This is a genomic window from Endozoicomonas sp. ALD068 (assembly GCF_049310145.1).
In the GTDB taxonomy this organism is placed as follows: domain Bacteria; phylum Pseudomonadota; class Gammaproteobacteria; order Pseudomonadales; family Endozoicomonadaceae; genus Endozoicomonas_A.
Window position 1 is genome coordinate 5001805 of record NZ_JBLYNU010000004.1, and the last position, 12847, is coordinate 5014651.

Here is a 12847-nt window from a genome sequence, read left to right on the forward strand (position 1 = left end):
ATGGAATCCTATATACAAGACTGGTTGAACCTGATTTTTCGATGGTTGCACGTCACAGCAGGTATTGCCTGGATTGGTGCCTCCTTTTACTTCAACTGGCTGGAAGGCCGGTTGGAAAAAGCTCCTCAGGCAAAACAGAAAAAAGGTATTAAAGGGGAATTATGGGCTGTGCACGGTGGTGGCTTCTATGAAGTAAACAAATACCATCTGGCACCAGAGAAAATGCCGGAAACCCTGCACTGGTTCAAATGGGAAGCTTATGTTACCTGGCTCAGTGGCTTTGGCCTGCTGGCCATCATCTACTACTGGGGAGCAGAAAGTTATCTGCTGTCGTCAGACTCTTCACTGTCCCCGGCCTCAGCTATTGCGGTCAGCCTATTCAGCCTGTTCGTGAGCTGGCTGGCTTATGACTTTCTTTGCCGAACGCCATTGTTTAAAAATGAAAGACTGTTCAGCGCGGTACTCTTTGGGCTGATTGTTTTTGCAGCCTGGGGATATGCGCAACTGTTCAGCGACAGAGCAGCTTATATCCACGTTGGTGCCCTGATCGGAACCCTGATGGTGGGTAATGTCTTCCGGATTATCATCCCATCCCAGAGGAAGCTGGTTGACGCAGCACAAAGAGGTGATAACAGCTTTGATCCGGCCATTGCCCAACATGCACTGCTTCGCTCCAGGCACAACAACTACTTCACCCTGCCGCTGTTGTTTATCATGATCAGCGGCCATTACCCAATGACTTATGGGCATGACTGGAACTGGGCGATTCTTGCTGCCCTGTCGCTGGCTGCGATTCTGATCCGACACTTCTTTAATCGTCGTAACCAGGGTGCTGTATTAACCTGGCTCTGGCCTGCCGCTGCCGTTGTCATGTTGAGTCTGGCGTTTGTTATACGACCACAAATGGCCCCAGAGGTTGCAAAAGCACCCGCTTTTGACAAACAGGAAATTGTCGAGATTGTCACCAGCCGCTGTTCTACCTGTCATGGGGCCAAGCCAACTGACCCTCTCTTCCAGACAGCGCCAGGTGGCCTGATCTTTGACGATTATGAATCCATCGCCAGCAAAGCGGACAAAATCTACAGTCAGTCCGTTCAGACACAGATCATGCCACTGGCAAACCGTACAGAGATGACGGAAGAAGAACGCCAGCTTCTGGGGCAGTGGTATCAGCAGCTGAAATCTGAATAGGAGAACAAGGTCACAGTTTTCATCACCCCGGGCTCTGTCAAAAACAGAGCCCGGGGTGTTATTGTTATTCCAATGCTTTTTCCTTGCCCTTTTTTTCACCCCCGAGCAGCTTTCATTGTATAAGATTGAGACAGTCGTCACTGACTTTTAAACGGCTATTAATGGAGACAGACATGAAGAAATGGCAGTGTGTTGTTTGCGGTTTTATCTATGACGAAGAACAGGGCTGGCCTGATGAGGGGGTTGAGCCGGGTACTCGCTGGGAGGATGTTCCTGAAGACTGGCACTGTCCTGACTGTGGTGTCGGCAAAGAAGACTTTGAAATGGTCAAAATTGGCTAATTTGGTCGAAATAATCCGATTCCCGTGTTTTTCACGAGAAAGCCTATTGCTCTAACCTTTACAGTGTTTTAGTCTGTTCATGACTGCTTATCCATCGGAAGAAAGAAAAACAAGAAGGAGTGCATGACACCATGCGTAAACCAGAACTCGTTAACGCCATTGCCGATCAGGCAGATCTGACAAAAGAACAAGCCAATCAGGCACTCAACGCCATGATTGAAGTCATAACCTCCGCTCTGAAACAAGAAGACACTGTCAGCCTTGTAGGCTTTGGTACATTCCTGCAGCGCAGCAGAGCCGCACGCACAGGTAAAAACCCGCAAACAGGAGAGCCGATTCAGATTGCTGCCAGCAATACGGTCGCCTTCAAACCAGGTAAATCATTGAAAGACGCAGTTAACGGCTGATACCGGCTGAGCCCAATAATACCCGAGGTTGCTCTGCTTACAGAACAACCTCATTTATTGAAACCTTTCTTTTTCCAGACAGCCAGAGCCTCTCTGAGTATCTTCCCAGCAGCCAGAAACTGAGCGCCAGCAATGCAAAAAACAGTGCTGTATTTATCTCTTCCCAAGCGTACTCAAAGAACCGGGTATACAGATTCAGCAACAAAAAGGAGATTCCGCTGATTCTCAGAATAGAGTCATCTCTGCAAAAACCGATAAACATCGCCAAACCTGACGCTGCCGCCATGGCCAGTCGCCATAACCAAAGCTGCATTTCTGATGCCTCAAGGGCTTTAAGCCCGTAGTTGTAATTACTCGTCATGGACAAAATCCACAAGCACACGAAAAGCATCATTAAGGAAATAAACTGAGTCACATCAAAAAAGGCTCTGGTTCGTTTAAAAAAGGGCAGGCCATAGCCCAACAGAAGAACCACCAAACTGAAGAAAAGAAATCGCAAGGGATAGCTCATCCCGAAAAACGGCTGATAGTAACCACCAGCCCAGTAAGTCGTTTCAGCAAAAAACCAGAAAGCCAATGCTCCTAGACACAAAACCCAGAGCAACAGCGATTCCAGCAGTAACGCCAGCACCAGATAGATCACGGCACCAAGAAGTAATAGCAGCGAATAGTGGCCACTTCCTGTATAAACGGCCCGACCCAGGTAGTAAATGGAAGCCGCTGTGGATGCAGCGCCCAGAAAAAAAACAAGCTCCTGACTAAAGACACGGCCTGTCTGACGGGACTTGAACCAACCGCCAAACAGATAAAAACCAACTGACAACGCAGCAAAAAACAAACTTCGGGTGCCGTCCTGAAGAGTCAATAAACGCTCCAGCCATGCCATCAGAGCCTCATCCATAACCACCGCTAACAGGGATAGCACCATGGAAGACAATGCAGCCCAAAAAGCGTATTGAGCCAACATACGCCACTGAAAGGAGTGCACGTCCAGAGAGTCCAGCAGGGCTTCCTTTTTAACTTCATCCAGAAGACCATCCCGGTACCAGTTCTCCAGTGTTGCTTGCAGAAATCGGTGCTGTTTTTCATTCACTTTCATGATGTCTTCCTAAGGTGTCTTCAGGAACCAGAGCCTGTCTTTTCACAAATCATAGTGAGTAGCCTCTATCAGTCCGGGTTTACATCAAAAGCCCGCCAGACCTTCATCGTCGTTCAAATGCTTATAGCGTACATTCCGAACCCCTATTTTTCGACCGGGGTGTTGACACTTTCGCTTTAAATCCCTAACATTCGCCGCACTTGTTGACCAGCCTACTGCTGATCACAGGGCCCAGGTGGCGGAATTGGTAGACGCGCTAGCTTCAGGTGCTAGTGTCCGAAAGGGCGTGGAAGTTCGAGTCTTCTCCTGGGCACCAATCATTAACAATGATTGGGCAGGACGCAAAGTCCGTACAATTTAAGTGACAGGCCCAGGTGGCGGAATTGGTAGACGCGCTAGCTTCAGGTGCTAGTGTCCGAAAGGGCGTGGAAGTTCGAGTCTTCTCCTGGGCACCAATCCTCAAGATCTTGTCGTGTGATTCATGGCAAGAAAACCGGTAAAATTCCCGGCTCTCTCATCTCTCTTCCTTTTTATTCTCTCGCATCACTTACTTGCTGGTTTTTCCGGATATGAGCCTTCTTCACTTCCAGTATTTTGTGGCCGGATACTAATCCTTCATGGTCAGGCAAGCATTTGGCTTTCAGATCGTGGAAGTACCATCTTTCTGTAAACAGTTCTGATGTATACCCGCACTACGCCAGTAAATCAGCGGCTGTCGTAGACAAGCTGCTGGATTTTGGTATTAGATGACGTGGTTATTTTTTGAGATGATTCACGATGATGGCGAGTGTTTCTTCAATCTTGTCAAAGCGCTTATCGTGCTCGTCGAAGCGTCCATCAATCCTGTCAAAGCGCTTATCGTGTTCGTCGAGTCGTTTATCAATCCTGTCAAAGCGCTTATCGTGTTCGTCAAAGCGCTTATCGTGTTCGTCAAAGCGCCTATCGTGTTCGTCGAGTCGTTTATCAATCTTGTCAAAACGCCTATCGTGTTCTTCAAAACGTTCATCGACTCTCTTGAAACCTGCAAGTGTCGCTTGTGTCAATGCCGAAAGATCAGATTTAACCCTGATAACCTCAGATTTGACCCCTGCAATATCCAACTTTAAGTCTGCAATGTCATGCTGGTTAGTCATTGTAATGCTCTGTGTGTCTGCGCAAACCTTCACCAGACTGTGCATGTTAGCGTCCATCTGTCTATGTTGCTCCTCAAGTCTTTCAACTCTTGCCTCAAGGCTCATACATTTACCTTTACAGTTTATTGTGTGAGCGATGAGCATAGTAGACAATCGAGGCCGTCACGAAGGCACTTGGCAAAACTATAGACCACCTGCTCACAGGCATCGGCTGACGCCTACAGCAGGTTGGCATTCATTGCTGTTAAAAAATGTGCCTCGTCAGCAAAATAAGAAACCTGTTGCTCTGGTGGTGCATATGATTCGCAACAGCAGCACTCGTCAGGACCGGGTGCTCGACCTGTGTGGAGGCTCAGGCACTACCCTGATTGCCTGCGAAAAACTCAAAAGACAAGCCCGGCTCATGGAACTGGACCCAAGATACTGCGATGTGATTATCAAGCGGTGGCAGGAATTCACCGGGCAGGTGGCCAGACACGAGAATGGACAGGAGTTCAAAGCATGACATGGAAGCAGCGCATCACAGGCCAGGGTACCGAGGATCCCCAGAAGCTATTAGTGAACCCAGACAACTGGCGAGTCCACCCGCAGTCCCAGCAAAGAGCAATGAAAGGCGCACTCGATGAGTTGGGATGGATTCAGCAAATCATCGTTAATCAGCGAACGGGCCGTTTGATAGATGGCCACCTGCGTGTAGAGCTGGCCAAAAAACACAAAGCCAAAGAAGTGCCGGTCATTTACGTCGATCTCACAGAGGAAGAAGAGAAACTGGCCCTTGCCACCCTGGACCCTATCAGCGCTCTGGCAGACAGCAACGCAGAAATGCTCGAAGCCTTGCTGAGCCAGGTTGAAACAGACAACGATGGACTGCTGGAACTGCTGGCAGAACTTGAGCCGGATTATCCACAAGACACAGAAACAGTCGTAGCAGAAGAACCCGAAGAAGAAATACTCAGCGCACCTAAGGTCACGCAATCAGGTGACATTTGGCAGATCGGTGAACATCGGCTCATGTGTGGTAGCAGCACAGATCCACAAAGCGTTGATCTATTGATGGACGACCGCAAAGCACGACTCTGTTTTACCAGCCCGCCCTATGGCAACCAGAGAGACTACACCACAGATGGTATCAGCGACTGGGACAAATTAATGACCGGCGTCTTTGGAGGAAGCACCCTCGGCAGTGCTCTGCACAAAAGCGGCCAGGTGTTAGTTAACCTTGGATTGATACACCACAAAAATGAGTGGTTGCCTTACTGGAAGGACTGGCTAGAGTGGATGAGTATCGGTGGCTGGCGAAGGTTTGGTTTATACGTTTGGGATCAGGGACCCGGTATGCCGGGTGACTGGGCAGGCAGATTTGCCCCTGCCTTTGAGTTGATCTTTCACTTCAACAAGCAGAAGCGAAAACCCAACAAGATTGTACCCTGCGAAGGTGCCGGTGAAGTCAGCCATGATAGAAATGTCGGCGGAATTCGACAAGTCGATGGTGATGTCGGTGGCTGGACCCATGCTGGCCAACCCATCCAAGACTTTAAAATACCGGACAGCGTTATCCGAATCATGCGTCAGAAAGGCAGTATCGGCGATGGCATCGATCATCCGGCGGTCTTTCCAGTCGCACTGCCTCAGCACTTTATCGAAGCCTTCACAGACGAGGATGATATTTGCTATGAACCATTCTCAGGATCAGGGACCAGTCTGATCGCCGCTGAGCAAGCTGGCCGAAAAATGTATGCAATAGAACTGGCACCTGAATACTGCGATGTGGCACTGGAACGTTTCAGGCGAAAGTATCCGGATGTAGAAATCATCCACAGTCAAAGCGGTCAATCGCTGGATGATTTGATTAAGAGCCGGAATTAAAAACTTCTAAAGACCGAGCAGCACAGGCATGGAAAAGAAAGCATTCACAATAGTCACCAGTCAGGCAGTCAAAGATTTCATGTTTTGAAAGTGTTAATAGATAACTTAACTGTATGGATTTATACAGTAAAAATAACCACATACATAACCTCAGGGATTAGAAATGTTAAACAAAAAAATAAACACGGGGAACTAAATGGATAGACAATGATCTAAAACTATAAGTTATTTGAAAAACAGAGAGAGGAGAAAGGATATGAACGGAATTACACCACCCAACACACCACCCAACACACCACCCAACACACCACCCGTCGGCCCTAATAGTCCATCATCGCCTTATCAAGAGGCGACCGGTGATTGCCCTATTTGTTTCGAAGCTTTTGACGGAAGGGAAGTCAGGGTTCTCGAAGAATGCCGCCATATGTTTCACGAAGACTGCCTGAGTAAATGGCTGTCGGAAAATACAACCTGTCCTTATTGCAGACACAGTCTCGGGGAAAGGGAAGCACAACCATTGCTTGACAGGCCACCAGTACTTGGTTTGATCCAAAGCGCAACGTTTTCTCCAGATTGCCGGGAAGTCATCTACGAGAGAGCTATTGATCACTGGGCTCGGTTACATAGGTAGGAGCCGTTGTGAAAAGGCAGAACCTGATCGAAAGGCAGTTAAAACAACAATAAAAATCATCAAGAATCTAAAGGAGATAAAATAGTAAGAAAGGTTAACGCATAAGGAAGTTAACGATGAGGCCAAGGAAATGGACAAAAAACGCTTAAAAACCAGTGAGTTAAAACGAAAGTCGTTAGAACTCCGTACACTTGGTCTTTCCTACCAGCAAATCGGCGACCAATTAGGGGTCTCCAAGACGGCTGCTTACAAGGCAGTGAAGAATGCTCTGCAAGAGATTCAGGAAGAAACTCGTCAGCTGGCCAAGCTCAACAAGACCCTCGATCTACAACGACTGGACTGGATTATCAGAGAGGCCATGAAGCTGGCTCTCAAGGGTGATCTGCAGGCCATGGACAGAATCATGAAAGCCATAGACCAGCGAGCCAAGATCTACGGCTTTGAGGCACCCCAGAAGATAGCTCACACAACACCCGATGGCGAAGAGATACAGCAAGGCGTTGTTGTTGTTCCGACCCCCATGGCACTGGAAGACTGGATCAAGCATTACCACCAGGACGAGCAGGAACAAGAGTGATCACCTGGTCACCTCAGCCCGGTCCGCAGACGGCACTGCTCACCTGTCCCATCGAAGACATTCTATACGGCGGTGCCCGTGGTGGTGGCAAGACCGATGGTTTTCTGGGCAAGTGGCTGATGCGAAGCCAGCACTATGGCGGCAAAAGCAAAGGGCTCTTTGTGCGACGCAGCATGCCAGAGCTGGATGAGGTGATAGGCCGCAGCCAGGAGAAATTCACACCACTGGGTGCCACCTGGAAAGCCCAGAAAAGCACCTGGATCATGGCCAACGGAGCCATGCTCCGACTCAGAAGCCTGGAGCGGGATGCCGATGCAGGCAAATACCAGGGACACAGCTACACCGATATCTACATAGACGAAGGCGGTAACTTCCCGGACCCAGCGCCCATCGACAAGCTGAACGCCACACTGCGTAACCCTTACGGTATCCCTTCCAGCTTCAATGTCAGTGCCAACCCGGGCGGACCCGGCCATGAGTGGATCAAGAAACGTTACATCGATCCTGCTCCGTTGGGTATGCGACCAGTGACGGATGAAAGCAGCGGCGAGAAGCGTATTTATATCCCCAGTTGTCTGGAAGACAACCAGCTACTGATGCAGAACGACCCGAAGTATATCGCCAGAATACGCAAGTCAGGTCCCTCCTGGCTGGTTCAGGCATGGCTGAAAGGTGACTGGAACGCTACACCCGAAGGCGGCCTGCTCAAGGCACAGTGGTTCAAGCGATACAACGTCCTGCCCTCGGAATTTTTGCGTGTTATTCAAAGCTGGGATACCGCTTATAAACCAGAACAGGTGAACGATCCCAGTGTCTGCACCACCTGGGGCGAAACACGACAGGGATGGTACCTGCTGGATGTCTTCAGAGAACGTATGGAGTACCCGGCACTAAAACGGGCAGCAGCCAGCTTATACGAAGCCTGGCGGCCACAGGGCGTCCTGATAGAAGACAAGGGCAGCGGCCAAAGCCTGATTCAGGAGCTGAAAGCTGGCGTGGATATGAACCAGAGCAAAGTGCGTATTCCGGTGATTGCCATAGATCCCAAGGGCATCAACAAAGTGGATCGAGTTATCGCCGTATCAAGCCTGTTTGAAGCAGGCATGGTTTTTCTGCCAGAAGTGGCTCCCTGGTTATTGGACTATGAGATCGAGCTGACCATCTTCCCTCTGGCACCTCACGACGATCAGGTGGACAGCACCAGCCAGTTTCTCAAGTGGGCCCATGAGAATCAGGCCAGCTTTGACTTTGCCGCCAGCGGTAAGAAGCGGGTGGGAGCAGAAGCTCTGGGCGACAGCAGAATCGACTCCGATAGAGGTTACGGCAGTGTGCGAGGCAACAACGACTTCAGAGGATACTGATGACATTTGATGAATTGATAGAGGCTACGGATCTGGACTCGGCACTCATGATAAGAGACATGAACTTCAAAGCCTGGTACTGCACCATTGGGAAGTTTAGAGATCAGTGCGAAGCTCTGGAGGCTCTGGGTTTTCTGGAACGTGGTGAGAACATTAAAGGGATGCCCTATCCGAAGTGGCGTAAGATTCAGCAGCTGAACGGATGAGAATATTAAGTGGACACGGGCAGAGCTGATTTTATTTAGAGAATTTCGCCTGTTTAAGTCGAGCCGCTGAAGGCGGCGTCGGGTGGGCGAAACGAACGAACTGGGAGTATTTGTTAGCTTTCGTTCTTCGAGTTCAGCTTTACGTCAAAGGAGTATGCAGTTTCTATGAGTAAAACTTCCTTCACTGTGTAAGTTTGCTTAGCAAACTCGGCTTCTTTGCCATAAAATATTTTTTGTATTTTGTTTGACCAAATACTGAATGCAATGGCGTCATGGCCACAAAGGAAAGTAACAATGATAAAAAATATTGAAGTTTTTGTATAAGTTGCACCTTCAAAAAGAAATAAAAAATATGAGGCAACGAAGAAAATTGTTGCTACTGTAACCATGAAATTTCTATCCGCTAAGAATTTTTGATGCATAACAATTAGAGACATTTTTTCATTTTTATTTCTTAGTTGAAAGATCGTCCCTTTCAATACAAAATATTGTTTTAAAAATGAAAATAATATTTTTGCTAAATTCTCACCAAGGATTTTTGTAATAATAAATTTCGTAGCTCTACCTAAAGCCTCCAAGAATTTAAAAAGCACCCATAATACTCCAGCTCCAAGAACACTTCCAATTGCTCCCAGTATTATGATTCCTGGTATTGTATCTTTTAAAAATTGTGATATTTCTATTGTTTCCAATTCTCAACATCCATTTATAAATAAATTCTTGATGATAGTGTAGAAAGCTAACATGGGGATATACAGCACACGCGGTATAATACCATTAACAATCATACCAAGAAGGATACTATCATGGCAGGGAAAGCTAGTCTCGTAGAAATCGCAAAGGCCGGTCATGGCATCAGCATGGCCAGAGCCTGGCGCCTAACGGCGCCTTGAGCTGCTTGCCCAGCGCCGGTTTGAAAGCTTTGGTATATGCCTTATTCTCGCTATTGTGAAATGGATTTTTTTAGTCTCTCTAAAGCTGTTACAAATCTTTCCACTCCTTCATGCATAGGGCTATTATCACCATGCTTTTTATCTAAAGTATCCGAAGCATTTTTGCTAACTGCATCGATCGCAGAACTAAGAAGTTTTTTCATTAATTCAGAATCCTTTTGTTCTAATGCTTCGATTTGTATTTTGAAATTCTGATATGATTTTGCCAATGCTTCTTTATGTGCATACTCTTGCTGAAGTCTTAATGCTTCACTTCGTCTTTTTGATGCAAATAAGGTAAGCCATAATACAGGCAATACAATTGGCAACTTATATAAGATATTTGAAACAAGATTGCTGATATTTGTCACATCTACAAACCTAATAAAAAATAGCCCTATCTCGTCTGTAATAGATATTAGCGCTACTAAAAACAATGTTAATATTGAAGCATAAAATAATCTTGAATATTTTTTTATTGGAGTATCAAAAGATACCTTAAGGTCGTAGTATGCAGTAGCTAAACCAGCACTGGTTGCACCAGGTAATAAACTCTCTATTTCATCGTTAAGAGTTTCATATTTTTCTTCTTGTTTCTTTTTGAATTCATCCAAATGCTTTTCTCTTGCGTTAATCTCTGCCTTCAACCCCCCCTCAAACTCTCCCTCATCGTTCTTAACACCAAAAATATCTGTGTGATACTGTTTAAAATCTATTAACTTGTTTTTCACGTCATTAAGCAAGTTCTGTATATCTTCAGAATTAGATGAAGCTGAGTCTAATGCACTTTTAATCTCAGATGAAATTGACTCATTATAAGAATCCCCCTCGAAAAGCTCATTTTTATATTTGTTTATTTTTTCGTAATTTTCTTCAAGCTCTTCCTCTAATCGATTAATTCTAGAGGATAAACTAACTTTTTCGGAATCATCAAAATATTCTGATTCCAACTCTTTTATTTTATGATTAGACTTTTCTAGCTCGTTTGCATTGATTGATGCATTTTCTTTATATTCTGCAATTTTACTTAGGATTGAACTAGCCTCTTCACGAAAAGAAGTAAGGCTTGAATTAATCGTTTTTGTGTATGCTACGAATGAAGCACTAGCGGACTTTGCAGCTTTTCCTGCTACAACTTGATAGGGTCTAAGATATGTTAACAAATTATCTAAGTACGTATTGGCATTAGTGATATGACTAACATTCCTGTTACTTTGATAGTTGTTTATCTGTTGTAAACAGTTTCTCGATTGCGTATTAAAATTATCCCATGTTGAGTTTGGTATTAATTCAGGATCACATGCTTTCAATAACTCATTCAAGTAGGCAACTACTTTTTTAAATCTTGCAATTTCTTCAACACTTGTGATGACGGTTTCGTCATCTACAGATAAATCGTTTACAGCTTCTACAATTTCTTTCCATACTGTTTGAAACGTATGATTTTCAAACTGCTGAACCCACCGACTCATACAACACCTTTAACTTACTCAAATCTAGACGATTGCTGGCACATAACATGGGGATATACACCACACACAGTATAATATCATTAACAACCGTACCAAGAAGGATACTATCATGGCAGGGAAGGCAACTCTCGGAGAAATCGCAAAGGCCGACCATGGCATCCGTATGGCCAAGGCTTATACGTCACTGTTACTGTCAAACCCTGACACTGTCTTACAACAACGAGGCCGTGACCTAAAGCTCTATGAAGAGATCCTGCGTGATGACCAGGTCAAGTCCTGTTTCCAGCAAAGACGTCTGGCTGTCACACAGTCAGAGTGGGATGTAGAGCCTGCCAGTGAAAGTCCTGAAGATGTTGCAGCCGCAGAGTTTATCAAAGAGCAACTTACTCAGCTGGTGTTCGATGATATTACCGACAAGATGCTATATGGCGTTTTCTATGGCCTCTCCGTAGCAGAATGTCTCTGGCAAACAGATGGCCATCAGATCACTTTGGACACGATCAAGATCAGGGACAGGTCCCGTTTCAAGTTCGATGTCCAAAACCGCCTGAGACTGATCAGCATCCAGAACCCCAACGGCAAGCTGATGCCTGAGAATAAGTTCTGGGTCTTTTCTGCCGGAGCTGACCACAGCGATAACCCTTACGGCCTTGGTCTGGCTCATGCGCTCTACTGGCCCACCTTCTTCAAGCGCAACGGCATTAAGTTCTGGCTGATCTTTCTGGAGAAGTTCGGAATGCCTACTGCAGCGGCCAAGCTGCCACCCGGACAGGCACAAGATCCCATCGAACGAGACAAAGCATTGGCGGCATTGGACGCAATACAAACCGACAGCGGCATAGTGGTACCGGATAATATTGTCATAGAGCTGATCGAGGCGGCTCGATCCGGGACCGCAGACTACGACGTGCTCTGTCAGCGTATGGACAAAGCCATCAGCAAAGTCATCCTCAGCCAAACCATGACCACTGACGACGGCAGCAGTCGCAGCCAGGCTGAAGTCCATCAGGGAGTGGCTCGCTCGGTTATCAAGAGTGATGCAGACCTGGTGTGTGAGAGCCTGAACCAGCAAGTCATCAAATGGCTGACTGAATGGAACTTTCCTAACGCCAATGCGCCCAGAGTCTGGAGAAATACCGAGCCTGAAGAAGACCTGATGCAACGGGCAGAACGGGACAACAAGATCAGTACGCTCGGCTACGAGCCTTCCGAAGAATACATTACAGAAGTCTACGGCCCCGGCTGGAAGAAAAAAGAAAGTAGTCCTCTACCGCCCGTGGGGAAAGGCTCACCGGAGCTGCCTGCGGAGTTTTCGGAGATTAGTAGTCTGACTCAGAAACGAGCAGCACATCGGGCCGATATGCAGGCCATTGTGGATGCGGCTGAGTATTTGGGAAGTCAGTATAAGGAGATATATGGCAAGCGGGTGGAGCAGTTGCTGCAATATATGGAGGAAACCGGGGATGTAGAGACGTTCAGGGAAAAGCTAACCCAGATGATGGAAGAGCCGCCTGCTAATGAGGCGGTAGAGCAGGTGAGGAATGCTTCGTTTTTTGGGAGGTTGATGGGGGTATTCAAAAATCGACATGAAGAGAGTGCATAAAACAAAATGCTTTCTGACTCATATTGCT

General features: G+C 46.8%; 14 protein-coding genes and 2 tRNA genes. 12 read left to right on the plus strand and 4 right to left on the minus strand.

The features are described 5' to 3' along the window. The 3 genes from ACO6V5_RS18290 (at position 1) to ACO6V5_RS18300 (ending at position 1939) form a co-directional block, all read left to right on the plus strand. A complete protein-coding gene (locus ACO6V5_RS18290) occupies positions 1-1191 on the plus strand; it encodes a urate hydroxylase PuuD (RefSeq protein ID WP_422410853.1) in 1191 nt (396 codons plus the stop codon). Positions 1192-1364: 173 nt separating this feature from the next. Further along, positions 1365-1532 carry a rubredoxin gene (locus ACO6V5_RS18295; protein WP_422136347.1) on the plus strand — a complete coding sequence of 56 codons (168 nt, stop codon included), beginning with the start codon at positions 1365-1367 and terminating at the stop codon, positions 1530-1532. 131 nt (positions 1533-1663) lie between these two features. Continuing rightward, positions 1664-1939, plus strand: coding sequence for an HU family DNA-binding protein (locus ACO6V5_RS18300; RefSeq protein WP_422136346.1), 276 nt, complete (start codon positions 1664-1666; stop codon positions 1937-1939). A gap of 37 nt (positions 1940-1976) precedes the next feature. Here the strand turns inward: ACO6V5_RS18300 and ACO6V5_RS18305 are convergent, their stop codons facing one another. Further along, positions 1977-3038, minus strand: coding sequence for a hypothetical protein (locus ACO6V5_RS18305; protein ID WP_422136345.1), 1062 nt, complete (start codon positions 3036-3038; stop codon positions 1977-1979). Positions 3039-3267: 229 nt separating this feature from the next. Between ACO6V5_RS18305 and ACO6V5_RS18310 the strand changes: the two genes are divergently transcribed. Together ACO6V5_RS18310 and ACO6V5_RS18315 are read left to right on the plus strand one after the other, a co-directional pair. Next, positions 3268-3354: transfer RNA gene (locus ACO6V5_RS18310), tRNA-Leu, on the plus strand. A 52-nt stretch (positions 3355-3406) separates the two neighbouring features. Next, positions 3407-3493 (plus strand) — tRNA-Leu (locus tag ACO6V5_RS18315). Between the two features lie 300 nt (positions 3494-3793). Here the strand turns inward: ACO6V5_RS18315 and ACO6V5_RS18320 are convergent. Beyond that, a complete protein-coding gene (locus ACO6V5_RS18320; protein WP_422410856.1) occupies positions 3794-4276 on the minus strand; it encodes a hypothetical protein in 483 nt (160 codons plus the stop codon). A gap of 31 nt (positions 4277-4307) precedes the next feature. On the opposite strand from ACO6V5_RS18320, the gene ACO6V5_RS18325 reads away from it, so the two are divergent. The 6 genes from ACO6V5_RS18325 to ACO6V5_RS18350 all read left to right on the plus strand — a co-directional run bounded on the left by ACO6V5_RS18325 (position 4308) and on the right by ACO6V5_RS18350 (position 8812). Next, entirely contained in the window at positions 4308-4676 is a 369-nt protein-coding gene (locus ACO6V5_RS18325) for a DNA methyltransferase (protein WP_422410858.1), read from the plus strand. Continuing rightward, positions 4673-6037: a DNA modification methylase gene (locus ACO6V5_RS18330; RefSeq protein ID WP_422410860.1), complete on the plus strand. Its 1365-nt coding sequence runs from the start codon at positions 4673-4675 to the stop codon at positions 6035-6037. The genes ACO6V5_RS18325 and ACO6V5_RS18330 overlap by 4 nt, the downstream gene beginning before the upstream one ends. A gap of 256 nt (positions 6038-6293) precedes the next feature. Then, positions 6294-6668, plus strand: coding sequence for an RING finger domain-containing protein (locus tag ACO6V5_RS18335; protein WP_422410862.1), 375 nt, complete (start codon positions 6294-6296; stop codon positions 6666-6668). Positions 6669-6798: 130 nt separating this feature from the next. Continuing rightward, positions 6799-7245 (plus strand): hypothetical protein, encoded by a 447-nt coding sequence (locus ACO6V5_RS18340; protein WP_422410864.1) that lies wholly within the window; start codon positions 6799-6801, stop codon positions 7243-7245. Beyond that, entirely contained in the window at positions 7242-8606 is a 1365-nt protein-coding gene (terL, locus tag ACO6V5_RS18345; RefSeq protein WP_422410866.1) for a phage terminase large subunit, read from the plus strand. The genes ACO6V5_RS18340 and terL overlap by 4 nt, the downstream gene beginning before the upstream one ends. Continuing rightward, a complete protein-coding gene (locus ACO6V5_RS18350; RefSeq protein ID WP_422410868.1) occupies positions 8606-8812 on the plus strand; it encodes a hypothetical protein in 207 nt (68 codons plus the stop codon). Before terL ends, ACO6V5_RS18350 begins: the two co-directional genes overlap by 1 nt. Positions 8813-8925: 113 nt before the next feature. Here the strand turns inward: ACO6V5_RS18350 and ACO6V5_RS18355 are convergent, their stop codons facing one another. Together ACO6V5_RS18355 and ACO6V5_RS18360 are read right to left on the minus strand one after the other, a co-directional pair. Continuing rightward, positions 8926-9504, minus strand: coding sequence for a hypothetical protein (locus ACO6V5_RS18355; protein ID WP_422410870.1), 579 nt, complete (start codon positions 9502-9504; stop codon positions 8926-8928). A 251-nt stretch (positions 9505-9755) separates the two neighbouring features. Continuing rightward, entirely contained in the window at positions 9756-11216 is a 1461-nt protein-coding gene (locus ACO6V5_RS18360; protein WP_422410872.1) for a hypothetical protein, read from the minus strand. A 109-nt stretch (positions 11217-11325) separates the two neighbouring features. Between ACO6V5_RS18360 and ACO6V5_RS18365 the strand changes: the two genes are divergently transcribed. Further along, positions 11326-12819 carry a DUF935 domain-containing protein gene (locus tag ACO6V5_RS18365; protein WP_422410874.1) on the plus strand — a complete coding sequence of 498 codons (1494 nt, stop codon included), beginning with the start codon at positions 11326-11328 and terminating at the stop codon, positions 12817-12819. Positions 12820-12847: the final 28 nt, after the last annotated feature.